Source organism: Nostoc sp. C96 (assembly GCF_059384975.1).
Genome location: NZ_CM182020.1, coordinates 1,213,834 through 1,239,681, shown reverse-complemented (window position 1 = coordinate 1,239,681; position 25,848 = coordinate 1,213,834). Strand labels below are relative to the sequence as shown.

Here is a 25,848-nt window from a genome sequence, read left to right as displayed (position 1 = left end):
AGTGTGAAATTATACATAACTTTTGTAAGATAGACTGAAAATTTAATTTTCGTCGCCTGTCTCAAGTTTGATTTCTTTAGGTAAAAACAAACTTTTTTCGAGATAATTCCGTAAATTAGGAGAAACGTCAGTAGGACTCTGTAAACAATCTAAAAGTAATTTGTTTGCATCCCAGTACTGCTGTATATCATGTAAATCTTTTTGATTGAACTGCCAATTATGACCTATCTGTCGAGTAGTAATCATCCAATCTCTTAATGCTTCTGTCCAATTTTTGCCATTTTCTTGCCACCAACTTTTTAAAAAATCTCCACCTTGGCTGGGAGAAGGTAGCTGATTTTTGATTTCTTGCAATGATTTTTGTAAATCTGGTTGAGTTGCTAATAAATGCTTAAGGTCAAGGGCTAAACTCAAAGCTGAAAATCTGGCTAAAAAAATCTCAGAATTTATGCCTAAGCTGACAGTTAATCCATGAATTAAAGCTAAGTCTAACGCCAAATCTCCTGCTAGATTACCAGCCAGATGATGATCTAAAAGTATTGCTAATTCTTGACTACAGGCTAAAGCATATTCTGAAGGTATAGCAATGGTAAAATAAAAAGCCCGCACACTAGCTGCATGATAAGATGTATTTACTACGGCAGCTTTTTGAGTTAACCAAGTTAAAAAGTTATGTAGTTTAGCATTTTTCACAGATAAATTATCAATTTTTTCCTTCATTGCCTTGAATAATTCATCGGCAGGTTTTAACATAGTTGCAATGAGTAAGAAAACTTCCCACCAATACTTTTCATTCAGGTGATTCATCAATTCTCCCAGGTTCTGCGTATTGATGTTAGCAACTATTTCTCTAGCGGTAAGATATTGTTGTAAACTAATATGCGAAAAAGAATAAATTCCTCGCGCTCTTTGAACTAATAACCCATGTTGAATTTCAATTGCTTGTAACAAAGATGCACTTTCTAGTTGCAAAGCCGTGGTATCATTTGAGGTATTAAAATTGTGAACTAAGTAATCGGTAATCAGTTGACAGAGATGAGATTCAGGCTGAAAGTAACTACTTTTGGGAAAGGTAATTGCCGCTATATGACTCAGCAATTTTATTTTGTGTAGCAAGGAGAAATTAGGATAAAACTCATCTCTTTGAATGCCTTTGGCTTCGTCCCAACGTATTAGTAGTAAATCCAATACTTGTTTATAAAATTCAGCCCGATTAACAGGTAAATCTCCGTTAAACTGATAAATTAAGCAAATAAAATTTAGTAAAATTGGTGTGGCTGCTAAATCTAAAAATTGCAAATTTTCTATTAATTCGAGCTTCTGGACAAACCGACTTGCTAGGTCTTGCGCTACTCCTGGTGGATGTTTAGCTACTGAGCAAAACCACTTTTCTGCAAAATTAGCGATTTGCGGTTTACGAAAATTGGCAATTTCTACTTCTGTAAAGCCGTGAAATTTATAATTTTGTATGCCCAGTCTACAAGTAATAATTATTTTATTTTTGTAAAATTTTTCGGTAAACTGACGAATTTTATGAATGATTTTATCGCTATCTTGCTCAACTACTTCATCTAAGCCATCTAATAAAATTAAGGCTCGCCCATGAGCAAAGACGGTAGTTAGTTCTTGTTCATGAATGCCAAGATTGATAAAAGATTCATATAGATAGTTAGATAGACTAATTTGAGTACGCCCGCGAAGATCTTCAGCAAAGTCTTTCAACCGGACAAAAATGGGTAAATAATCAGGCTGAAACAGACCTAGATTACAATTATTAGCGATCGCTTGCAAAAATGTAGTTTTACCCGAACCTGGCTTACCTAGTACCATCAACTTGGTATATTTTTGAACTGCTTCCATTCCCGAACCTCTAGTTTGAGGCCAGTCAGCTACACCCAAGCAGTTATTTTCTTTCATCCATACCTGGGGAAATTTTTTAATTTCTAGCCATCTGCGACTGTTAATTTCTTCTAATATCTCTACATCAACATAAATATCTTTGAATTGTATTGGTTGAGCAACATCTAAAATTTGCACAGTACCGCACTGGGCTTGAATATTTTCTTGATAGAGAGACCGTAGTTTTTTTACTAATGTCTCAATCTCTAGAGACAGATTCGCCGGGATATCTAAGAAACCTGATTCATCCGCACTCAACGGTTGGGCAATTTCGGAGATGTCGAGTTCCAGCGCAAAGCAAATATCGTTAAACACATGGCGGTCTATGCGCTTTCCAGTAAAAAACTTCCAAATGGCTTGGCGAGTCTCTAAGCCGACCTCAGCTGCTAAATATTCTTGTGTCCAGCCTTTACGTTTAAAGGCTTGTTTTGCTTTTCTGATACCTTCAGCCGATGCTTGGAGCGATCGCTTTGCCATACTCTACTACCCAACTTTGTATAAAATTGCTTTTTTGTATACAACTTATACAAGTTATACGCTAACTTCGACAAAAACCCCAACATCAATTCATACATCGGCTAGACATAATAGTATTCGAGTCAGCCAAATCTACATACCCAACTAGCTGAAGGCATTGTCCAAAGAAGCTAACGCTTATTGAACAATGCCCAAGCTTTTATTTAAGTGCTGAGTTATGTTTTAGTTACTGAGTACTGTTAGCAGTAGCGGGGCGTTCAGCCAGTGCTGAGTAATGATCTGGTGATGCTTCTTGAGTGCTACAGGGAAGTGTCACAGTCACAACAGTTTTTTCTTGGGGCTTACTTTCAATTTTGAGAGTGCCGTCATGTAATTCTACTAATTTTTTAGCGATAATTAAGCCTAATCCTGAGCCTTGTTGTTCATGGAGTTTGCGCTCAAATTGCCGATAAGCACCTAACTCGGCAATTTGGTCTCGGCTCATACCTCGACCGCGATCGCAAAAAGATAAACTAAAAGTATTATTGGTAGCCCTAGCTGTAATTTTAATCGGCGTACCGCTGGGAGAGAATTTTAAAGCATTATCTAGTAATTCTTCAGCTATTTTCGTAATTTTTTTAGCAGCAATCTTGACATTGCATGGTGATAAATCTATTTGGATATCATCTTCTCTATCAGCATTTTTTGCTTTTTCTAGCATCAAATTAGTTAGGTCTGGTGTGGGAAATTCCGTTGATTGGTTTTGAATTTCTTGGACACGCTGCGGATCTGTAGCAATAATTTCGAGTTCTGCATATAGTAAAAACTTTTGAATTAAATGAAATAAACGCTGACTTGATTGATGGATAAATTCTGCCATTTCTTTGATAGATTCTGCATCTAGCAATGCGCTTTCTTCCATGAGAATTTGAGAGAAACCTAAAATGCCATTTAGCGGTGTGCGTAATTCGTGAGGTAATGACAGAGTAATGCTAGTACGCAATTTATCTAGTTTTTCTTGAGTTTGTTGATAAATTACCGTTTGTTTTTCTAAGCGACAGGTAATTGCTGTTAATAATTCTGACCGAGAAAAAGGTTTGACAATATAATCATCCGCACCCAAATCCATACCTTTGCGAAAGTCAGTTTTTTCAGATTTGGCGGTTAAAAAAATGAAGGGAATAATTGCGGTTTTAGGATTTTGGCGTAATTCTTTGAGGACTTCATAGCCATCTAATTCTGGCATCATCACATCGCAAATTATCAAGTCAGGAATTTCTGTTTGCGCTAACTGCAAACCAAAGTAACCATTTTCGGCAGTGATGACATTAAAATTTTCAGCATAAAGTAAATCTACCAAGTTTTGGCGCACATTTAGATCATCTTCAATCACTAAGATTTTATTCATATACTTGATTAAAGTTCAGTAAATATAAAATTTTAAAAATATCTTATAAAAAGATTTTATGAATAAGATTTGTATCAGCAAATCTTAATTTAACAATAGAATTATATATTTATCTTTCTCTGATAAATACAAAATTTTTATGTAGTAAAAATGTCGATTATAAAATTTGCATAAATTTATATATATAAATGTCTATTACTCCACAAAAAGTTTTCAAATTCTGCTGCTGGTAATGGGCGACTGAATAAAAATCCTTGCATAGAATCACATTGATATTCACGCAAAAAATGTAATTCTTCTTCTGTTTCTACTCCTTCAGCTACTACTCGCATATTTAGATTATGAGCCATTTCAATTAAAGCTTTAGTAATAGCAGATTTCTGATGATCAACAGCTACGTTATGAATAAAATAACGGTCAATTTTTAAAGTATTAATTGGTAAATTTTTGAGATAAATGAGCGAGGAATAACCTGTGCCAAAATCATCAATAGCGATTTTTAAACCTAAAGATTTTAATTTATTCATAGTGGCGATCGCACTATTGATATCTTGCATAATCATACTTTCAGTTAGTTCTATTTCTAAATATTGTGGTTCGAGTTTATTTCTTTTTAAGAAATCATTAATTTTGTTGAGTAAATCTGGCTGATAAAATTCCATCACTGATAAGTTTACAGTCATGCTTAAATAAGCAATTCCCACATCATGCCAAATTTTAATTTGTTGGCAAACATTTTGTAATACCCATTGATCAATAGGTACAATTAAACCTGTAGATTCAGCAATAGGTATGAATTCTGTGGGAGTAACTAAACCTAATTCTGGACTTTGCCAACGTAATAAACTTTCAGCCGCAATGATTTGACCAGAAGCGATATCAACTATTGGTTGATAATAAATTTCAAATTCTTGAAATTTATTTTGTTGAACTACCCGTTGCAAATTCATTTCTAATAACTGAATTTTGGGTGATACAGTTTTAGCTACTATTGTCGGACTAGATAAATACTTTTTTAAAGTAGCCTGCCTTTCTAAGCGGTTCATAATTGCACCTAATAATTCCGCTCGTGTAAATGGCTTAGTTAGATAGTCGTCTGCACCCATATCCATCCCTTGCCGAAAATCAGATTTAGCTGATTTGGCTGTGAGAAAAATAAATGGAATTGTGGCTGTTAATGGGTCTTGTCGTAATGCTGTCAAAACTCCATATCCATCAACTTCTGGCATCATCATGTCGCATAGAATTAAGTCTGGAGACTCTGCAAATGCTAAATCTACACCTGTTCTACCATTAGCAGCAGCGATGGTCTCAAAATCCTCTGCCTCTAACAAATCTAAAAGGTTTTCCCGCACAGATTCTTCGTCTTCAATTACTAGAATTTTAATCATCATTTCCCTCGATTTGCATTGCGCTATTTAATGGCAGAGTTACGGTAAAGGTAGTGCCAACTCCTAATAAACTGGTGACAGTAATTTTCCCTTGGTGTATATCTATACACTTTTTTACAATTGCCAGTCCTAATCCAGTTCCTAGTATATTTCCCACATTTTTAGCACGATGAAAAGACTCAAACAAATGTGGTAAGTCTTCTGGCGGAATACCAATACCTCGGTCTTGAATTTCTAATATTGCTTGTCCATGTTCACAAGTAAGGGTTAATTTAACAGTGCTTCCTTCGGGAGAATATTTAATTGCATTCGAGAGTAAATTATGAAGAATATGCCCAAGCAATTTTTCATCCATACAGCATGATATAGATGAATATTGACTACTAAAATAAATGCAGCAGCGATTATTTTGATTTAGTTGCGCTTCTTCGATGATGTGAGTACAGTAAGCAACCAAATCAAAAGCAGTGGGTCGATATTCAAGTTTTCCTGCTTCTGCTTTACCAATCACTAAAACATCATTCAACATCTCGTTTATCCGCTTCACCGCTGCTTGAATTCGATGCAGGTGGGTAATTTGTTTTTCTTCTGTCCATTTGTAACGATAATGTTCCAGCAATTCTGAAGAAGAAAGAATCGTACTCAGCGGTGTGCGAAATTCATGAGAAGTCATGGAAACAAACCGAGATTTTAGTTCATTCAGTTCTTTTTCTTTCTCTAGAGCTATTCTGAGTTCTTGTTCTAATTGCTTACGCTGTGTGATATCTGCTAAGTAACCTACCATTTCCACTGGGTTGCCAGTATCATCTCGGACTAGTTTACCTTGGTCAGATACCCAGCGGTAAGTTCCGTTTTTGTGGAGAAAGCGGTATTCTAAACTGTAATAGTCTTGCTGCAATATTTGGCTGAGTTCGGCAAAAACATTAAGTACATCTTCTGGGTGGATATGATGCACCCAAAAGCTGCTATCCTCTGTGAAATCTTGTGGTTGGTAACCAGTGATAGTGCTAATGTTGTTACTAACAAAGGTAGTGCCAAAGTCTTCGCCAACTTTACTTGTATAGATAACTGCTGGACTGGAAGAAAGTAAGTATTGCAATCGCTGTTGACTGACGAGTAAAGCAGTTTCTGTTTGTTTACGCTCAGTAATATCGGTTTGAATGCCGATGTAATGAGTGAGTATGCCTTCAGTATCATATACAGGAGAAATATTCAGTTCATTCCACCATAGGCTGCCATTTTTCCGATAGTTTCGCAGAGTTACAGTACAGTCTCTGCCTGCTTGCATTGCTGCATTCAGTTCTTGTAAACCAGATTGTTCAATGTCTGCGCGTTGGAATAACCGAAAGCTGGTGCCGATGACTTCGGCTGCACTATAGCCTGTCATGTCTTCAAAGGCTGGATTTACATAAATAATTGGGCCGTTGGGAATACTGGCATCGGCAATGATAATGCCATTACTGCTGGCGGCGATCGCACGATCGCGTAGTCTTAAACCTTCTTCTGCTTGTTTTCGGGGTGTAATATCAGTATGGATGGCAACTAACCCTATAATTCTACCAGTAGCATCTTTCATAGCGTTAGCACGTAAATAAACTTGTAATAGCCGCCCATTGCGAGCTTGCATTGTCACTTCACCACGCCATGAGTCACCATTTTCGATTGTGGCTAATACTGTGTTTAGCTCTGCCTGATACTTGAAGATACTAACTGCTCCCCCAGCTGCCAGATATTCTTCTAAACTGTATCCATATATCTCAGTAAACCCAGAATTAACATAAGTCACTTTACCTGTTCCATCTGTCATGCAAATAGCATCACTGGTACTTTCAATCGCCTTATGAAAGCGAGTTAAAGATTCTTCTGCCATTTTGCGATCGGTAATATCGGTAGACAGACCGCAGACAGCGTAGGTTATACCTTGGGCATCTTTTAAGGGAAACTTGACAGAAAAGTATGTGTATAACTTGTCCTCAAGAGTTACAACTTCTTCAACTTTGATTGGCACCCCATGAGTAATTACCTGATGGTTATTCACCGCAAACTTATCAGCAATCTCTTGCGTCCATAGCTCATAAATACTTTTACCGATGATTTGCTCTTGGGTCATGTTGAGTAGTTGAGCAACATAACGGTTAATTAAAAGAAATCTATTGTCTGTATCAACTACATAAATCGCTGCTGCGGAGTGATCTAAAATTGCCTGTAGTTGCTGTTGAGTTTCTTTTAATACGGTCTCAGCTTCTTTGCGTTCAGTAATATCTCGATTTGTACCACGATAACCAGTAAATTTGCCGTCTTGATCAAATATTGGCACTCCACTGGTTTCCAACAGAACTAAATGTCCGTCTTGATGAACTTGGATGTTTTCTAAACATTGAAATGGTTGGGGTACTACCAAAATTGCCGCAAAACTGGGCGCTAGGGTTTCATGTAATTCTGGTGGCATGAAATCAAGCGGTGTTTTGCCTAAAACTGTTTCTGGTTCGTAACCTAAAATGTCGCGGATTTTCGGACTGACGTAAGTATAAGCACAGTTTTGATCAACTTCCCAAATTAAATCGTAGCTAGATTCAACTAAGTTACGAAAGCGTTGTTCGCTATGTTTTAGTGCCAGTTCGGCGGTGACGCGATCATCAATATCTGTGGTAGTAGCAAACCAAGCGGTGATTTTCCCTTCTTGACCACGCCAAGGTACAGCACGGGCTAAATGCCATCGATAGGTTTGATCAGTACCTCTAAGCCAACGAAATTCTCCTTCAAACGGTTTACCTGTAGCTAAAGATGTTTGCCAGTCAGCTAAACACTCTTCCAAGTCATCTGGATGTAGCCATTGCTGCCATGCCCAACCACTCAACTGCTCTAGACTACAATCAAAATAGTCCAGACCCCTTTGGTTAACATATTCGATGTTGCCATTGGTATCAGCAATCCATACTTGTTGGGGGATGGATTCTGCTAAAAAACGAAATCTGGCTTCACTTTTTTCTAGAGCCTCCTGTGCTTGTTGGCGTTCGGTAATATCTTCAACCGTACCTAGAAGTCCAACTACATTACCTGCAACATCATGTAATGGGATTTTACTAATTTCCAACCAACTTTGTTTACCATTGATTAGCCGCAGAGGTGCAATCAGATGATGTTCAGGTTGATTTGTCTCGATAACTCTCGCATCACACTCTTGGTGAAAGTCGGCTTCTGACTTATGTACTAGGAAATCATGAGCTGTTTTCCCAATAATATCTTCTGGGTTTTCGACACCAACAAATTTAGCAAAGTTACGATTACAACCCAAAACTACAGAATTGCAATCTTTCCAAAGAATACCTTGGGGAATGGTATCCATGACTAATTGCAACATAATTTGGGACTGCCGCAGTTGCTCTTCGACGATTTGGCGTTCGGCAATTTCTGTTAATAATTGCTGATTTGTTTGCTGTAGGGCTGTGGTTCGCTGGGCGACGCGTTGTTCTAATGCTTGGTTGGCTTGCTTGAGTGCTGTTTGTGTTTGTTTGAGTTCGGTGATATCTCGCCCTTCGCTAATCAGTAGGACGATTTTGCCTGTTTCGTCTTTGAGGGGTTTGAGGGAAAAATCTATGGTGCGTAATGTTTGGTGAGCGCCGAGAATATCAACTTCGTAACGAATAAATTCGCCCCTAGCGGCGATCGCAATTGCTTGTTTTAATTGATTTTGGATTGCTGGAGAAATCATCCACCATTGGGTTTCCCAAAATAATCTACCGACAACATCTTGTGGTTGCAGTCCACCAAAATCCAGTAATGTCTGGTTCGCTTCTAGTAAGTTGCCTTCTGGCGTGAGTAAGCCAGAAAATTGAAATGTTCCATTGAAAATTGCGCGGAATCGTCTTTCGCTTTCGTGCATGGCGGCTTCTGCTTGGATGCGTTCAGTCACATCTACATCTATAGCGACGAAGCGATAAATTTGTCCATGATCATTTTTTATCGGCAAGATTTTGCTAGAAATCCAGCGCATTTCGCCATCAGGGCGCACAATTTGATATCTTTCATCGAAAGATTGACCTGTGAATAAATTTTCAAATGCTGCTACTACGCGATCGCGGTCGGGAGGGTAAATTGCGGCAAAATATGATTGGGGATCTTTCATCAGGCGATCGCCACTTCTGCCCCAAATTTTTTCATAAGCTGGGCTAACATAATGCAATTTTTGTTGATTCCCATCCCAGACATAAAAGGCTTGGGGCAGATTTTCGGTCAATTGGCGGAATAATTCTTCGTTCCACTGTAAGGCGGCTTCTGCAAGTTTTCGCTCTGTAATGTTGCGGTGTATGGCGACAAAGTGAGTGACATGTCCTTGAGCATTTTTAATCGGCACTAAGTTCATATCTACCCAGTAGGTTGAGTCGTCTTGGCGATAGCTGAGTAATTCGGTTCTAATAGGTAAGCCAGCTTGCACAGCCGCAAACAGTCTCTTCATTTCGGCACGACAAGTTTTTTCGCCGTGAGAGAATCGAGGTGTTTGGCCGATGACTTCCTCTAGTGTGTAACCAGTCATCTGAGTAAATGCCCGATTGGCATAAACTATCCGCGGTTCTATTTGACCGTTTGAGATATAGGCTTCGGTGATTAAAATTGAGTCATTGGCATTGACCACTGCCGACTCTAATAAACGTAGTCTCTCTTCTTTTGGGGAATTTTCAGCTGATTGCTCTAGTGCTTGACAAATACTGGTGGGGGTAACTGTGCCAATTAGTTGATCTGCTTCATCAAGAATTGGCAATATATTTAATTTATGCTGGCGTAACAGTGATAATACAGACGTTATATTCTGAAATTCTGAGATTTTTAACATAATTACTGAAGTTTGCATCACTTCAGTAACTTTGGTAGTTTTGCCATCAATACCTGAAGCTAAGAGTTTGAATATATCTTGTGCGGTCAACCATCCTAATACTTGCGAAACGGACACGACCAAAACATCAACACCACACTTTGCCATCAGTGAGATTACCTCTGACACTGTTGCTTCCGGCTGAACCGTTAGTGGCGAAAAATCAATTACTGCCTCTAAGCTTTGTAGCCAGAGATTTTGTTGTCTAGTATACATAGATAATCACGATAGCTATCATCAATTAATAGTTATCTCAACTTATGTTCTTCCAGTATGTTCAAGGATTTGGCAGGTAAATTAATAATATTATCCTAATGAAAAATACTGTAAGTATAATGTAAATTTTGTGTGAAGAGTTAAGGGTGAATGATCAATAGTTATTCTCACCTGCACCCTCTGATACCCTTTCATTTTAAGTTTGATACAAATAGAACGCAGGGGGCAGGGAGCAGGGAGCAGGGGGAAAGAATGAAAAACTCATAAATTTGTATCATTTTTTTCATGAAATGGTATGAATGCAGTCGAATGTATGCCCTTTGTCTATATCTCTTAGCGTAGTTGCGATCGCCTTTCGCCATAGCGTAATAGTCTTTCGATGGTTGCCAGGCGATTTTCCCAAACTTTGACTTGATAAGGGTTATTTGTGGCAGTTTCCCGCATCCAAATGCGAAATTGCGACTGGAATCGAGTTAAAGAAGCTCTGGCTGTGAGTAACTTGGCTGGAGAAGGTGCAGTGGCCAGTTGATTTAAAGCTTTTTCTACGACTTCTATTTGGTTGTTAAAATCAGTAATTTTAATTGCTGGGATTTGCACTAGCTCGTTTTGGATCACGTATTGCCATTCTCGTTTGAGCAATTCATAACGCACTACGGCGGTTTGAAAAGGCTGACGCAGCGGAATCGGTTCATCAGCCCCAGATGGCACTTTACCTTGAGTGCTAGTAAAGATTTTTTGCAAATCGTTGTTAAAATTCTCCGCTGCAAACAGGGCATAACCACTGGCGGGTAAGTCTCGAATAAGTTGTAATTGGTCAAATGCTGCCAAATTCGGTAATGACAGCAAACGAATTCCTGGCACTAACAAAGTTGAACCCAACTGACTAGAAGCTATCCACGGTTGGGCAAGGCGTTGGAAACGAGCAGTATCTTGAGCATAAGTCATGGGGACAATCACATCTATATCTCCCCGTCTGGCCCAAACTTCCCAATGTTGTTGGAGTTTCTGAATGCGTTCTCGTTCTGGTAGGGGAAATACCGCCACGGACAAAATTAAATCCGCACGTTTTTGCCGCACCATTTGTGAGACTTCGGCGACAAAGCTATCTACTTGTTGGGTACGAAATTCTGTCCACTTTTGCCATAATTCCCCTTGGTTGGGCGAAATAGTCAACGGATCAACACCAGTCAACTTTTGAAATTGCACTCTCGCCGCTTGACCATATCCGTAAGTCCGCCCGGCAAAGGGATCTTGGAAGGGATAGCGAATGTAATCTAGCTGTAAACCATCTACTTGATATTCGGTGACAATTTCTGCAAACAGCTTCAAGAGATATTGGCGCAGTTCTGGGTTAGCTGGATCAAAAAATGGTTTGGTTTGACCAGGGGGAATGGTATTACCTTTATTGTCGTAGTTTGCCCAATCTGGATGAGCCGCCAGTACTGGCCCTGGATAATCAGGATGAACATTAATTACTTGGTTGTGGCGCTGGTTCCCGGCGGCAAAAGTCCACACCCAGGCGTGTAACTCCATGTCTCGTTCATGGGCTAATTTCACCGCTACGGCTAAAGGATTCCAGCCACGAATCAGGGGATTTTGCTGGGGTGTAACTCGACTGGGGTAAATAGGATAACTGGCGTTGAGAGTTTCAAAAAAAACTGTGTTAATGCCCGACTGTGCCAAACGGTCAAAAACTTCAGCTAATTTTTTTTCGCCACCAGCCCGAACAATTGTGCCTCTATCTAACCAGACGGCGCGGATTTCTGCGGGGGCTAATCGGCGATTGGTAGGAAAATGTTTCCACAAATTTGTTCTGGTGGCTAACCATTGCTGACGCGCTAAGGCATAGTTTTTATTGGCTATGAGTTGGGGAATGTTTTTGGCAACTAGCCGCGCTTGGGCAATAGCTTGTTCTTTACTGGGAATGGATAATCCTGGTCTGGTAGAGGCGACGCGCGTGTCTTCTTCTTTGAGTGATTGGGGATTGCTAGTGATGGCTTCATTTAAATTAGCTGCATGAACTGAGGCGGCTAAATGGGCGCTTTCTACCCGACTAATTAAATTTTCTAATTCTTGCTGGAGGGCGATCGCTTCTTTTTCGTCAATTGGCTGATTAGAATTGGGTTCTACGTTCCAGCGCACTGTTTGTTCTAATTGATCAATGGCTTCTGGGGAAGATGAACGAGGGGTGCGGGGAACTAATGGCGCTTGGGGGATGATGGGAGTAGGGGAAGATGGCGAATTCAGGGAAGCAGTGGCAATTGTGGTAGAACAGTTGGAGTCAGCCCCGGCGATTTTCTTTTGTCCTGGAGATGGCGCTGTTAGATGATGATTAATGGCAGCTTTTAACCAAGCATTATCTAACTCAAAACTAGAGGCGGCATCTGTTCCCCAACGCCAGCCTAATAAGGTAGACCATTCTGTACTGACAACTGCGGCGGGATTATCTTGGGCATTCCAGACGGCGGTGGCTTGACTAGTTCCGCCTTCGGGAATAATTACGCCACCACGCACTTGCCCAAATAGTTCGCTTTGGTTCGCCCATCTTGGTGGCTGTGTTTTGGCTGGTTTCAGTTGTTGTGTTTCATCTAAACCAAAGCCCCAATAACTGCCAAGGAGCGATCGCAATAACTGCCGCACTCCCGGCGCTGATAAACTACCAACAGGCCCACTAGCGATGACTTTACCGCCTTTACTCACCCATGATTCTAAGGCGATCGCTTGGGCAGGGGTTAAGGTTTCGATGTTGGGCAAAAATAAGACGCGGCGATCGCCCCAATCTGCACTACTTTTGACTTGCGCTAAGGGAACCACGCAATAATTTACCCCAATAGCTTGCAAGCGCTTAGTAATTCCTGTCCATTGCTGCCTATTTTCTGTACTCTGAACTACTGTTAATACAGGTTCTTCACTGGCTGCCCTAACTGATAAAATATTAAAATTACTTAAACAATTAACAATCAAAAAGTTAAAACTAAAAATGAAGAATCTGGCTTTTTTTGTGACTTTGATTGCAGTTCCCTGATTCTTCACTTTTAACCCCCGCTTTTTTTATTATTAGACAGTATTTATTATTTATCATTCAGCATAACAATAAATTGCCTCCGAAAAACAACTGATGTTTTTATATTTAGGTTAAGACTTGTTCAGTAATACAGGTAGTGATTAATTCTTCTACTCCGGCTACTGGGAAAATTTTTGTATTTAATTGTCTAGCTAAATCTTCAACTTTGACATCATCTAAAAATACTAATTCGCCATGTTTAAGCATGACATTAGGCAACAAAATTCCTGCACCTAAATCTTGATATTTGAGATTTAAAAGTAAATCATGTCCTGTAAGTAATCCGGTGACACTAATAGTTTGCCCCCAATAATCACTAGCTAAAGCCATCATATTTACTTCTAAACCATCCACAGAATTCAAGCGTTGCAATATAGGTTGAAATGCTTTTTCGACGGCGTTACCTACTACCCAAGTAAATTTTCTAGATGGAGAAATTTTCGCAGGGAGTAATTTCGCCGCAGCCGATGCAAATTGCTTAATAAATAACTGAATAGAACCGACACCGTTGTCAATTTGCGGATAGTCTTCATATTCTGCTTCTGTTGGTAGTTCTTCCCCAGCAATTAAAAACCATTCATCGGCTAACCAGACAACATTCGAGCCGCATTTCTGGCGAAATTGTTGTGCAAGCGATCGCACTTGTAAAATAACTTCTTGGGCTTTTTCTCTCGTTACAGGTATCAGTTCGTCTTCTTGGGGACGAAACCGCGTCAAACCTACCGGCACGACTGCCACCGATGCTACAGCAGGTACATCACCAGTATAAAACGACGCTAAATCTTTGAGTGTTTGTTCCAGATGTTTGCCATCATTAATTCCAGGGCAAACCACAACTTGAGCATGAATTTGCAATCTTCTGGCTTGGAACCAGCGCAGCTGTTCCATAATTTGCCCCGCCCGCTGATTTTTCAGCAGGCGAATTCTCACATCGGGTTCGGTAGCGTGAACTGATACAAACAAAGGCGACAAGCGCATTTGTTCAATTCGTTGCCATTCCCGTTCTGGTAAGTTGGTTAAAGTCAGGTAAGAACCATACAAAAAGCTCAGACGATAATCATCATCTTTAAAATACAAGCTTGAGCGCTTACCTGGGGGTTGCTGGTCAATAAAGCAAAAAGGACAGCGATTATTACACTGAATTAACGCATCAAATAAGGCAGTTTCAAATTCCAACCCTAAATCATCGTCATAGTCTTTTTCAATTTCGACGTGATGGGTTTTGCCAGTCGTATCTAAAACTTCTAATTCTAAAAATTCATCTGCACAGAGAAATTGATAATCAATTAAATCGCGGGGACGTGTACCATTAATCGCCACAATCGCATCTCCAACTTCAAAGCCAATCTCAGCAGCAATGGAGTCGGGTAGCACCTTGGTAATTTTGGCAGGATGAAGGTTAGTCATGAGTCAATGGTCAAGGGTCAATAGTCAATTGTCAAAGTCTTTACTAAAAACTTTGGACTATTGACTATGTTACTCATGAGTCAACACTCATTATTACTATTGACTCTGGAATATTGACTTTTGACTATTAACTATTTTTCAAAATTCCGGCACTAATCGCACCTAAAATAGCTATACCAAAGGCGAGGCGATACCAAATAAATACCCAAGTGCTTTGGGTTTTGAGGAAACGGAGTAACCCAGCAATGGATATATAAGAAAAAATCGCCGCCGAAATTACACCAGCAATTAAGGGTAATATTCCTGAACCGCTAACTTCGCCCACAGCGCTTTTTAACTCCACTAACCCTGCTAGGGTAATGGCAGGAATGCCGAGTAAAAAGGAAAATCTCGCGGCTGTTTCCCGTTGTAAGGTCATAAATAACCCAGCTGTCAAGGTGGAACCAGAACGGGATACCCCAGGAATTAAGGCTAAGGATTGCGCTAAACCCATTAATAGGCCATCATTCATGGTCAGTTGTTCAAAGTCTCGTTGTCGCTTGCCCAGTTTTTCGGCTATGCCCAACAATATAGACATGACTATGGAAGCGATCGCGATCGCGCCGATACTTCTAATGGGCGAATTATCATAGTCTGGAATAAATCTTTTGATTAATAAGCCAAAAAATACAATTGGCAAGGTTCCCAAGGCAATTCCTATAGATAGGCGTAAGTCATAATCAGCATAATCTTTTTGGGCGATCGCTCTAAATGCTCCTGTCGCAATGCGCGTTAAATCTCCCCAAAAATACCACAGCACAGCCGCAATACTCCCCAGCTGAATCACTGCTGTAAACGCCACTCCCGGATCACCCCAACCCAGGATGATCGGCACAACTTTTAAATGGGCTGTACTACTAATAGGTAGGAATTCCGTCATTCCCTGCACAAAGCCTAAAACAATCGCTTGCAAAATATTCATTTGTTGCACTCCACTAGCCTCTGGGTTGGGTGGAGTACTCATAACTTTCAGCGGAAATGCTGCAACTGCGAAAATTGCCGATGCAACACTTATAAGCACGAACCATTGACGTTTTGATAAAGTCATTAGTCTACCTGCGATCGCTCCGATTACAACCAATTACACAAACATCTTTTTGAGAAGCTTACAGGATACTTATAGCAGGGGACAGGTAATAGGTGATAGGTGACAGAGTTAAAAGCTTTGTGGTGTCTAAGTTTTATCATCTTTTGATACCCTAAGCGATTATTTTGCTGGCAAAAAGTCTATCTATTGAAACTGTGTTTAAGCCTATATTCTCGCTTCTTTCCCTTCCCTTGCCCCCTCGCACCCCTAAACCCCTTTCTCCGAGACATCCCAAATTACGCAAAATCCAGGTAAAATAAAAATGCCCTAGGGGGGGATTTTTAGGTATGTTATCTTAAATAAGATAAAGTTTAGTTACAATTATTAAAACTTTGATTAATAATACATTGTTTAGTTACAACGCTTCTAACACAGCTATAGATAAGGAATTATCTGTCAAGAACGCTGGAAACCTAGGTATAGAAGAATTAGAATCTACACTTTCTGCGTCGCCATCTTTACCATTGTTAATATCGTCTCGCCAAACTTGGTTAGTGTTGGCGGCGGCGGTGTTTTTAGTATCAGTCCCAGTATTTATTGAAGCACCACTAGTGCGATCGCTCCCCAGTCTGAGTTTAGCGATGACCGGATTTTGGGTGTGGTTGAGTTTTCGTTTAATGTCACGCCCTGCAACATACCTGTGGGGGGATTTACTCTTAGGTTTTAGTTGGAGTTGGTTAGCAGGGGCAATTTATTGGGGTTGGTTACGTTGGGAACCAGTATGGCATTTACCAGTAGAATCTATCGGCTTACCATTTGCTTGTTGGTGTTTAGTCAGAAACTGGTGCAAGGTTGGTAACTGGTTTTATCTAGGTTCCTTGTTCGGCACAGTTTTAACAGATGTGTATTTTTACATAGTTGATTTAATGCCCTATTGGCGGCAAATTATGCAGGTAGAACCTGACAGCGTGTCGCCGATTTTACAAGCTGCGGTAACTCAAGTCCGAACACCTTGGGGGCAAGCTTGGGCTGTAGCATTGGCATTAATATTATTAACAGCCGGGATTTTACCTCTACGTAATCAGCAACGACACTGGTTTGCTTTTGGTGGAGCAGTTTTAAGTACTATTTTGGTAGACAGTTTATTTTTACTAGCTGCTTTAATCGCATAAATTGATAACATTTCCTATTTGGCTGAATTAGGTATAAATTTATTTATCTGCTAACTTTATCAGGGCGATCGCCTGGCAAAATTTTGCTATCTTTATCTGTATTCAGGTTACACAGATAAATTGTTTCTCAATTGCTACCACAAGCGAGGTTTTCACCATCAGGGCTACTTCTCGCTGACGCGCCTTATTCATATCAACTGTAAATCTAGAATTGCTCGATTTTTCTAGATTCTAATATTGTGATTTTGAATGCAAAATTACAATATTTCTCATCTGAAAGTATCGTAGATAATAGCTTTTAGTAATTTAATTAGTTAAGGTAAATTAACTGCCTGAAATTTCTTGGTGCTTATGAGTTTCAGGCGAAATGATGTTATTAGTTGAAATGGCAAATAACTTCAACATCATTAGTTAATTATTCACACAAGCTAGACAAAAAGCTTTATAGCTTGTGGTGATTAAGTTTATGGGATATCTCTGCAATTAGCCAAATAACGGTATTTACAACTACTTGTTGGTGATTTTTGAAGAGGTATTTATGACTCAGATTAACATTGCAGATCTTCCCCTTTGGGTACAAGAGCGAGACATAGTACTCAAATACAATACAAATGCAACTTGGCGTTATGGTGAGCAACCAGATTATACTCACTCTAATGAAAATCTAGCTAAGGAAAGTCTATGTAATCATCCAGCAAATTCACTGGAAAAACTTGTGCAGAATTTGGTACGAACTTTCGACATTGAAGCTAATTTTAAAACAAATCCTCAAGAGTGGATTTCTGTAGTTCAAGATAAGTTTCGCATGAGTACCAATGGTGGTACTAGCTATAAATTAGAAGATTTAGTTCAGGCTGGTACTTACAAGCTTTTGATTGGTAATACCCAAAACTATAAAGCTACAGAAGAAGATTTTGAATCTTCAACTCAGCTATTTCATACTGCATTTCCCGATGGGTTTTTGTGGGAAGTATTAGAAGTGTATTCTGCACCCCCTACTATTACTTTTAAATGGCGGCATTGGGGGCATTTTCGCGGTAATTATCAAGATTATTCCCCAACTGGACAGATGATTGAAGTCATAGGGGTGAGTGTTGTTCAAGTTACAGAAGACTGCAAAATTCTGTCTTTAGAACACTATTATGATAACGGTAAATTTTTGCATCAATTAACTGCCGGTGGCAAAACGGGAACTGCTACTAAACAGCAGCTAATGTCAGCAGAAACATCATCTCCAAGTACCGGGAAACCAACTTTTTTGGGTTTTTTCCGGCGGCTTTTACCAAGCAAACATAAGTCATCACCAGCTAATTTAAGCGTTAGTGGTTGTCCGTTTGCTGCTTTTTTAAGATAATTTTGTAACTTTATAAAAAGTTACAAAATTATCCGCCAGCATAATCACCGACAGCCATCTTGAACAGAGAAGTAGTTGAACCATCTTGTTGCGGTGTCAGGATAGATTACTAGCCAACAAGATGGAGTATTCTAGCAAGGGCAGTAGGAAGCGCCGCAGTGGTATGGCTACGCAAGCGCATCAGAGAAGTACAATAATTTTTGACAAAACTAGGGTCAAACCCAGTAACGGTAAATATTGTGGATATTAATACGCTGTATATTAGTTTCTGATGACTGCTGTGTGTAGATTGAGTTACCAGTTTTTAGTTAACAGTAGCCAGTGTAGTGAGAGGCTGTGCCGACTTGTCGCAACTGGCATTCAATAGTCAAGAGTCATAACTGTGCCTCAAAGATTATAAACTGTTGACAGCTGTCAGCTTAAAGCCATTATTCAGTTTGATGGAGAGAGGTAAAAAAGTCGTGAAAAAATTGGTGCGTTTATTAACACTATTTAGTTTGTTGCTTGGTTGCTGGGGATGGTTAGGTACAACTGGAGTAGCCCAAGCTGTTGGTATCAACAGTCTGACGCTACCACAGGTGCCTGTTTTGGCAGTGGAGTTCCGAAACAAGGCAGATGCTAAACTAGCAACGGAATTTGGTAAAAAAATTGATTTGAACAATACCAACGTCCGCGCTTTTCAAAACTACCCAGGTCTGTATCCTACCCTGGCTAAGAAAATCATCAAAAATGCTCCATACAGCAAGGTAGAAGATATTTTAGATCTACCAGGATTGAGCGATCGCCAAAAAGAACTCCTACAAGCTAATTTCGATAACTTCACTGTGACAGACTTAGAGCCTGCTTTCAATGAAGGAGACGATCGCTTTAACAACGGTATCTACAGATAAGCCCAATTATCGTTAATGTAGAAAATGGTAGTCCACTCCCGATTTTTGGGAGTGGTTCTCTCATCCCAAAGTGCTGAGTACTGAGTACTGAGTACTGAGTGCTGTTAGCGTAGCGGGGCGTTTAGCCCGTGCTGAGTTTTTAAGAAAATATCGTCAAAATTTCCCCTGTCTCTAACTTTGCCTGAAATAGAAATTCCTCGCCAATTTGATGTGATTGTAGTCGGTGCTGGAGCCGCTGGACTATATACAGCACTGTGTTTGCCAAAATCTTTGCAAGTCGGCTTGATTACTAAAGAAACTGTTACTTTGTCTGCTAGTGATTGGGCGCAAGGTGGGATTGCTGCGGCGATCGCTCCCGAAGATTCGCCACGGTTGCACATTGAAGATACAATTCAAGCTGGTGCAGGTTTGTGCGATCGGCAAGCAGTAGAATTCCTCGCTCAAGAAGCTCCTAGTTGTATTCAATCTTTGGTAAATTTAGGCGTAGCCTTTGACCGTCATGGTCAAGCCTTAGCTTTAACTCTAGAAGCTGCCCATTCTCGTCACCGTGTTCTTCATGCTGCTGACACTACAGGTAGAGAAGTCACAACCACCTTAACAGCACAAGTATTACATCGCCAAAATATTCAAGTTATTCAGCAAGCTTTGGCATTAAGTTTGTGGTTAGACCCCCAAACAGGCCGCTGTCAGGGAGTAAGCCTGTTTTATCAAGGTAAAATTACTTGGGTACAAGCCAAAGCTGTAGTTTTAGCAACTGGTGGTGGTGGCCAAGTATTTGCCCAAACCACTAACCCAGCAGTGAGTACAGGTGATGGTGTGGCGATCGCTTGGCGGGCTGGGGCGATTCTTCGAGATTTAGAATTTGTGCAGTTTCATCCAACAGCCCTAACTAAACCGGGGGCTGATCGCTTTTTGATTAGTGAAGCTGTCAGAGGCGAGGGCGCACATTTAGTGGATGATACTGGACGGCGGTTTGCTTTTGACTATCACCCAGCGGGAGAACTTGCACCCAGAGATGTCGTGAGTAGAGCGATTTTCAGCCACCTGCAACGTACTGCTGTTGATCCGGCTACTGCCCATGTCTGGCTAGATATGCGCCCCATCCCTCCTGAGAAAATTCAGCATCGCTTTCCTAACATTGTTAAGGTTTGTCAGCGTTGGGGAATAGATGTCTTCCATGAACCAATTCCAGTCGCGCCGGCGGCTCATTACTGGATGGGTGGAATTGTAGCAGATTTACAAAATCGGACGAACATTCCTGGTTTATATGCGGTAGGAGAAACCGCTAGTACAGGAGTGCATGGGGCGAATCGTCTGGCGAGTAACTCTTTACTAGAATGTATTGTGTTTGGCGCACAGATGGCAAATCTTCAGTTGGCAGACATTGAACTGAAACCTGATATTTCCGAGCTACACTTGCGAGAATTTAGCTTAGATGAAAATGATTGGCAAACCCAGCAAGCACAGTTAGAAGCATTGCGAGATAAATTACCGCGTTTAGTTTGGCAAAGTGCTGGTATTTGTCGAGAACAATCACGATTAGATGAGGCGAGCGCAACTGTCGAATCTTGGCAGCAAGACTTTGCTATTTTACCTTTGAGTCAATTCTTACTTACTTTACGTGCCAACGAAACTGTCAATTTCCCAGTACCAAATATCGAACGTCAATTAAGACTTTGGGCAGAAACTCGCAATTTACTGGATGTAGCTGATTTAATTCTTAGAAGTGCTGCTTTTAGGACAGAAAGCCGGGGCGGACACTACCGCATCGATTATCCCGAACCCGATCCCCATTGGCAAATTCACACACTTGTACAAGAACATCACTGGAGTAAATCCATCCCTTTAAGCTAATCGCTGATCAGTAAAACTCTTAGCTGTTTGTCTGGCTATTGCATTATTGATTCGGTTCAGCTGATGGGACACTAATACAGAACGGCCTAAATAAAGCACCTATGATTAGTTAATGAAAAGCCCACTATACGTGTTGCTTTATTTTAGACTTCGACCTTTTGTCTTAGCGTGTACCACTACCGTGCTGACTGTCGGGAACACCGTAATTTGGGGGAACATATATATCTGTTAATTCCTGAGAATTAACATTGGAAGTTGTGACACGATTACCGTCTGAATGAGTCAAACCATTAGCCACTAAATCACTGAGGGTTCCTCTCGCATCAGCAATTTTAGGAATAACTAAACAGGCGCTCACACACAAAACTAAAATAGTTGTAATTCTTAAGTTCATCACCATAAAGCCTTTATCCATTTTTTGTATTCTGATTTTATTGAGTACTTTTTTTACCTACATTTGATTCAGTCGGGTTTTCTGAAAAAATTAAAATTTAATAAAATTTTTGTTTCTCATCAAAGTCGTTTGAGTAAGACACTTTAGGCAAAAAATTGCTTTAACACTTAAGAAATATACCTAAATACTATTAATAGACATCAGCCTAAAGTTAGAACTCATCACAGCGAAAATCTTAAAAGTTCAATAATTACCTCTAAAGTAATAGTCTACAACATGAAATCTTAATAAAATATTCATATTTATATGTCGAAATACTTTAGTAGATTGTCATAAATTATACATATTTACTCAGTATTTTCGAGGTTAATTGGATACACATCAGTAAATATCAGGAATATGCACTACAGAAATTGTCCAGTTGGCGATTTCTTAATTAAATCTTAATTTATAAAAGTAAGTATAATTCAAAATTACTTTAAGTAGTGTTACTCATGTATAAATTTATAGGCAAATAATCACCATCGCTAGAATTAGACCCCAGCTAGATAGTATAATTGTACTATAAAAGCATTGACAAAAAAATTTAGCCCCTCTGAAAAATGGCTAAATTTACTGTGTTCCGCTAAAATATTCTATTTTCTACTTTTATTGCTTACAGCGTATCTCAAGCTATTGGAGCAACCCAGATATCAAGGCTGTTTTACTGATGAATTCTGCTGTATCTGAGTTCACTGATCAAGTCAACTCATACCGATTTTTACCTAAGTGTTTAGCACGGTACATAGCCGCATCAGCTTGTTGTATTAAAGTTTCCGCGTCTTGGCTGTTAATGGGATAAACACTGATCCCAATACTGGCGGAAATTTTAGTAGTGTATCCTGACAAAACAATTGGTTCCGTAATACTGGCAAGAATCTTTTCTGCGACTCTAGCTGCTATTTGTACATCAGGAATTGCCCGTAGAATTACTGTAAATTCATCCCCACCGAGGCGGGAAACAGTATCACTCCCTCGCAAACAGTTGTTGAGTCTCTGAGCGACAATCACCAGCAAGCGATCGCCCATATCATGCCCCAAAGTATCATTAATCTGCTTAAACCCATCCAAGTCAATAAATAACAGTCCTAGTAACAAGTCGTTATTTTGCGCCCAATACAACGACTCATAAAATTGTTCTACAAAAAATTTTCGGTTAGATAAACCTGTCAGGGGATCATGATAAGCCAGATATCTTAAATGGTCTTCTTTGAGTTTTAATTCAGTATTAGAGCGAAATAACTCATCCGCAGTACGCCGCAGTTCTTCTTCCATTAACTTGCGCTGGGTAATATCTCGAATCACCCCTACTAAGAAAAAATTTCCGGCCGCATCTTTGTGTAGCGATCGCTTAGTCGCAATTAAATGAGTTTGACCAGTCGCATCAGTAAACTGTTCTTCATTTTCTTGCGGTTTTTGCGTTGAAAAAACTAAATTATCTTGTTGACGAAAAACATCAGCTTCATGGCGAGGAAAAAATTCATAATATGATTTTTCCAGGAGTAGACTATCAGGATAACCAATGAATTGACAGTAGGCATCATTTAAGACAATCCACTGATGCTTTTCATTTTTGACAAAAATTGGATCAGGAATAGAATTGATTACTTGATGCAGAAACTCTTTAGAACGCTTCAATTCTTCCTGCATATATGCAATATGAAAAATCATCCATATAGATGCGCTAATAAAGGTGAGTATTCCTGGAATTAAAGGGAGCCACCAACCAGCTAAGAAAGCTAGATAACTGCTCAAAAATAGTATTCCTAAAGATAGTAAAACTCTAGGAATACTTTTACTGAAAGATTTAATCCGCCAGATAATTGATGAACCTAAATAAGACCACCCAAAAATCCATAAGTATTCCCAGAATTTTGGCCAAACTCTTAATAAAGGTCTTTCTACAAGGGCAGATGAGATTAACTCACTAATAAAATAAGCTTGCAGTTCAATACCAGCCACAGGCTTGGCTGTCCCTAACATTTGACCAGAATAAGGAATAAATACAAAATCTTGCAAACTGGGAGCAGTTGAACCAATCAAGACGATGCGATCGCGTATCCAACTTATTGGTACTTTGCCATCAAGTACATCACTCATCGAAATCTGGCGGAAACTACAGAAATCGCCAGATTTTTTGTCACATAATGGTTTAGGAAAGTTAGCTAAAATTTGATAGCCTTTATCATCAGCCCTAACATAACCACCATCATTGCCTCGAAATGGGATAAATACAGCCTTACCTAAGCTTAAATAATCAGGGTTTTCCAGAGATTTTCTAGGCTTAATATTTTCTGCTTGTAAATACTGTAATGCTAACTTCAAGGCGAAACTTTCGTAGTGTTGATTATTCATGTGTAAATACAACAAGTTTCGCCGAACTTTGCCATCGATGTCGTACAGCAAATTATTAAACCCGACTTGCTGGGGATTCATTTTTATAGGCGCTAAAACCCGCGTATTTGTTTTCTCAGTTAATAGTTGAATACCAATTAAATTAGGCATTGAACTATAAATATCAACTAATTCCTGGTGTCCTGGATTTACTGCTAAATCCCGATAAATATCTAAGCCAATGGCACGAGGTTGATGAACTTGTAATTTTTTTAATAACTGAGCAATTACACCATCAGGAATCGGCCAAGAACCCACTCGACGCAAAGAATCTTCATCAATCGCTACAATCGTAATGCGCTCTTCTAGTTGTTCGTTTGGACGTAAGCGAAAAAAATGATCTAACCCTGCTAATTCTAAGGATTGAAACATTCCTACAGAGCGCATCAGTACAATACAGACCGCAACGCTACAAGCAACAACTAATTCTCTATATTTTCGATCAAGTGACTGTTTCAGGTTCAACTTGAAAATTAACCTGACAAAACGCTTGCCTAGCTGCTTACTCATTCCCATTACCTAGTGGGGAGAAATACTTTTAATTGGTACGGTTATCAACCAGGTATAGATAACTCAGCAAATATACTCTATACATTTTTGATTTTTTAGTAAAAAATCTTGCTAGTATATTTGTGTTCCAGCAAATAAGTTGAAATAGTGTTGACAAAGAAGGATTCATGGTGACTGATGATTAAGCAAAGGTTAACCAGTATTTCCGTATCGATGAGGAACGGGTTCAGTAAAAATATTGATTGCTAATAAAAAAGTATATTTTCGTTGACCAAAAAGTGACAAATATTTTATTTGCTCAATCAGAGCTAAGAAATGAAAAATTTTAATAATTTTGTTGTAACTTATACTAACGCTGGAAAACAGATTTGCAAAAAAATAAGTCAACTGGGAACATATTGTTACATTAGTCCAGTTGACAATCACAGGTAAGAGCTAATTTAGCAAAACAGTCGTGCTGACAGTAATTACTTAAAATACTTGAAGTTGGTTGGGCCTGTATAACCAGTAATCTTGGCTAATTCCGTGAGGTTTTGAACTCCACTATAAGTTTGACCATTGATGATCCAAGTGGGGAAAGCTTGGATTTTGGCAGCTTGGCATAATTCTGGTTTACCTTTAGGACTGTCGCCCGCACACTCTACCTTAATATTATCGTTAATGATTTGGTATGCTTCTTTACCAAAGATGAGTTTTTGTTCATGGCAATGAGGACACCAATAAGCTACGTATTCTTTAGCGCCTATCTTCACCAAATGTTTGGCTAAGGCGATTTCTGATTCGCCAGAGGTTGTGGTAATTTCCCAACCGAATTCTGGGTTAGGCGTTTCTGTGGGTGACGGTGTAAAAGTGATCCTTTCTTGTCCACCAGTTGAGCCAGATATTGTACCTGATTGATTGACACCAGCATAAACACCTAAAGTGCCGAGCAATGTAACCATACCCACAATTAGGGCAATAAATAAAATTTGTCCAATATCTTCCCAGTTACGCCCAAGAAGTGTCAGAACTAACAAACTGAGGGAGAACAAAGCTGAGGCTAGACAGTAAGGACACAAGGCTTTGATTTGAAAAGCTAGTACATACATTAAATAGCCACTAAAAACAGACATAGCGATCGCTCCCACCAACAACAGCAACCATGTCAAGTTTTCTATTTGCTTGCGCTGGTTGTTATCCTCAGATTTCAATACCAAGGGAGCCAAAGCCAAAATCACCATACTGATGTATGCCAAAAATCCAAACAAAGCCAGTGGTTGACCGAAAACTGTACCCCAAGCACTAGAAAGTACATCGTTACAGCCTTTAGTACCAGCTTGTGCTACACAAGCTGCACTCCCTCCTGTAAGTTTTTCGATGGTGAGATAGCCTGTAACCAAAGCACCACATCCGGCGATCGCGGCAATTATTGGGCGCGACCATTTATAAATCCAAGGAGTAGAACGGCGGCGAATCATAACTGCG

Annotated in this window: 14 protein-coding genes; 4 read left to right on the top strand and 10 right to left on the bottom strand. The window is 39.7% G+C overall.

Annotation, left to right across the window (positions count from 1 at the left end; genetic code table 11):
* Window positions 1–42: 42 nt before the first annotated feature.
* From AC504W_RS05395 to AC504W_RS05365, 7 genes are all read right to left on the bottom strand, one after another.
* Window positions 43–2,376 (bottom strand): NACHT domain-containing protein, encoded by a 2,334-nt coding sequence (locus tag AC504W_RS05395; RefSeq protein WP_494876663.1) that lies wholly within the window; start codon window positions 2,374–2,376, stop codon window positions 43–45.
* A gap of 226 nt (window positions 2,377–2,602) precedes the next feature.
* Window positions 2,603–3,763 (bottom strand): hybrid sensor histidine kinase/response regulator, encoded by a 1,161-nt coding sequence (locus AC504W_RS05390; RefSeq protein ID WP_494876661.1) that lies wholly within the window; start codon window positions 3,761–3,763, stop codon window positions 2,603–2,605.
* A 176-nt stretch (window positions 3,764–3,939) separates the two neighbouring features.
* Window positions 3,940–5,154 (bottom strand): EAL domain-containing response regulator, encoded by a 1,215-nt coding sequence (locus tag AC504W_RS05385; RefSeq protein ID WP_494878572.1) that lies wholly within the window; start codon window positions 5,152–5,154, stop codon window positions 3,940–3,942.
* Complete coding sequence (locus AC504W_RS05380; RefSeq protein WP_494876659.1) at window positions 5,147–10,240, bottom strand: PAS domain S-box protein; 5,094 nt, start codon at window positions 10,238–10,240, stop codon at window positions 5,147–5,149. The genes AC504W_RS05385 and AC504W_RS05380 overlap by 8 nt, the downstream gene beginning before the upstream one ends.
* A gap of 333 nt (window positions 10,241–10,573) precedes the next feature.
* Complete coding sequence (locus AC504W_RS05375) at window positions 10,574–13,273, bottom strand: glycoside hydrolase family 10-like protein (RefSeq protein WP_494876657.1); 2,700 nt, start codon at window positions 13,271–13,273, stop codon at window positions 10,574–10,576.
* Window positions 13,274–13,370: 97 nt separating this feature from the next.
* Window positions 13,371–14,711: a TIGR03279 family radical SAM protein gene (locus tag AC504W_RS05370; protein ID WP_494876655.1), complete on the bottom strand. Its 1,341-nt coding sequence runs from the start codon at window positions 14,709–14,711 to the stop codon at window positions 13,371–13,373.
* Between the two features lie 127 nt (window positions 14,712–14,838).
* On the bottom strand, window positions 14,839–15,798 hold the full coding sequence (locus tag AC504W_RS05365; protein WP_494876653.1) for an undecaprenyl-diphosphate phosphatase: 960 nt from the start codon (window positions 15,796–15,798) through the stop codon (window positions 14,839–14,841).
* A gap of 371 nt (window positions 15,799–16,169) precedes the next feature.
* Between AC504W_RS05365 and AC504W_RS05360 the strand changes: the two genes are divergently transcribed.
* From AC504W_RS05360 to nadB, 4 genes are all read left to right on the top strand, one after another.
* Complete coding sequence (locus tag AC504W_RS05360; RefSeq protein ID WP_494876651.1) at window positions 16,170–16,949, top strand: DUF3120 domain-containing protein; 780 nt, start codon at window positions 16,170–16,172, stop codon at window positions 16,947–16,949.
* A gap of 538 nt (window positions 16,950–17,487) precedes the next feature.
* Entirely contained in the window at window positions 17,488–18,303 is an 816-nt protein-coding gene (locus tag AC504W_RS05355) for an ester cyclase (protein WP_494876649.1), read from the top strand.
* Window positions 18,304–18,764: 461 nt separating this feature from the next.
* A complete protein-coding gene (gene psbU, locus AC504W_RS05350; RefSeq protein ID WP_494876647.1) occupies window positions 18,765–19,193 on the top strand; it encodes a photosystem II complex extrinsic protein PsbU in 429 nt (142 codons plus the stop codon).
* A 177-nt stretch (window positions 19,194–19,370) separates the two neighbouring features.
* Window positions 19,371–21,047 carry an L-aspartate oxidase gene (nadB, locus tag AC504W_RS05345; protein WP_494876645.1) on the top strand — a complete coding sequence of 559 codons (1,677 nt, stop codon included), beginning with the start codon at window positions 19,371–19,373 and terminating at the stop codon, window positions 21,045–21,047.
* Between the two features lie 163 nt (window positions 21,048–21,210).
* Here the strand turns inward: nadB and AC504W_RS05340 are convergent, their stop codons facing one another.
* From AC504W_RS05340 to AC504W_RS05330, 3 genes are all read right to left on the bottom strand, one after another.
* Entirely contained in the window at window positions 21,211–21,462 is a 252-nt protein-coding gene (locus AC504W_RS05340; RefSeq protein ID WP_494876643.1) for a hypothetical protein, read from the bottom strand.
* 717 nt (window positions 21,463–22,179) lie between these two features.
* Window positions 22,180–24,384, bottom strand: a complete 2,205-nt coding sequence (locus AC504W_RS05335; RefSeq protein ID WP_494876641.1) for a CHASE2 domain-containing protein — start codon at window positions 24,382–24,384, stop codon at window positions 22,180–22,182.
* Window positions 24,385–24,851: 467 nt separating this feature from the next.
* Window positions 24,852–25,841 (bottom strand): vitamin K epoxide reductase family protein, encoded by a 990-nt coding sequence (locus tag AC504W_RS05330; protein WP_494876639.1) that lies wholly within the window; start codon window positions 25,839–25,841, stop codon window positions 24,852–24,854.
* Window positions 25,842–25,848: the final 7 nt, after the last annotated feature.

Bases quoted from the DNA above. Each gene is read 5' to 3' on its own strand.
- AC504W_RS05395 (WP_494876663.1), bottom strand. From the start codon at position 2,376: ATGGCAAAGCGATCGCTCCAAGCATCGGCTGAAGGTATCAGAAAAGCA.
- AC504W_RS05390 (WP_494876661.1), bottom strand. From the start codon at position 3,763: ATGAATAAAATCTTAGTGATTGAAGATGATCTAAATGTGCGCCAAAAC.
- AC504W_RS05385 (WP_494878572.1), bottom strand. From the start codon at position 5,154: ATGATTAAAATTCTAGTAATTGAAGACGAAGAATCTGTGCGGGAAAAC.
- AC504W_RS05380 (WP_494876659.1), bottom strand. From the start codon at position 10,240: ATGTATACTAGACAACAAAATCTCTGGCTACAAAGCTTAGAGGCAGTA.
- AC504W_RS05370 (WP_494876655.1), bottom strand. From the start codon at position 14,711: ATGACTAACCTTCATCCTGCCAAAATTACCAAGGTGCTACCCGACTCC.
- AC504W_RS05365 (WP_494876653.1), bottom strand. From the start codon at position 15,798: ATGACTTTATCAAAACGTCAATGGTTCGTGCTTATAAGTGTTGCATCG.
- AC504W_RS05355 (WP_494876649.1), top strand. From the start codon at position 17,488: ATGACTCAGATTAACATTGCAGATCTTCCCCTTTGGGTACAAGAGCGA.
- AC504W_RS05340 (WP_494876643.1), bottom strand. From the start codon at position 21,462: ATGGATAAAGGCTTTATGGTGATGAACTTAAGAATTACAACTATTTTA.
- AC504W_RS05335 (WP_494876641.1), bottom strand. From the start codon at position 24,384: ATGAGTAAGCAGCTAGGCAAGCGTTTTGTCAGGTTAATTTTCAAGTTG.
- AC504W_RS05330 (WP_494876639.1), bottom strand. From the start codon at position 25,841: ATGATTCGCCGCCGTTCTACTCCTTGGATTTATAAATGGTCGCGCCCA.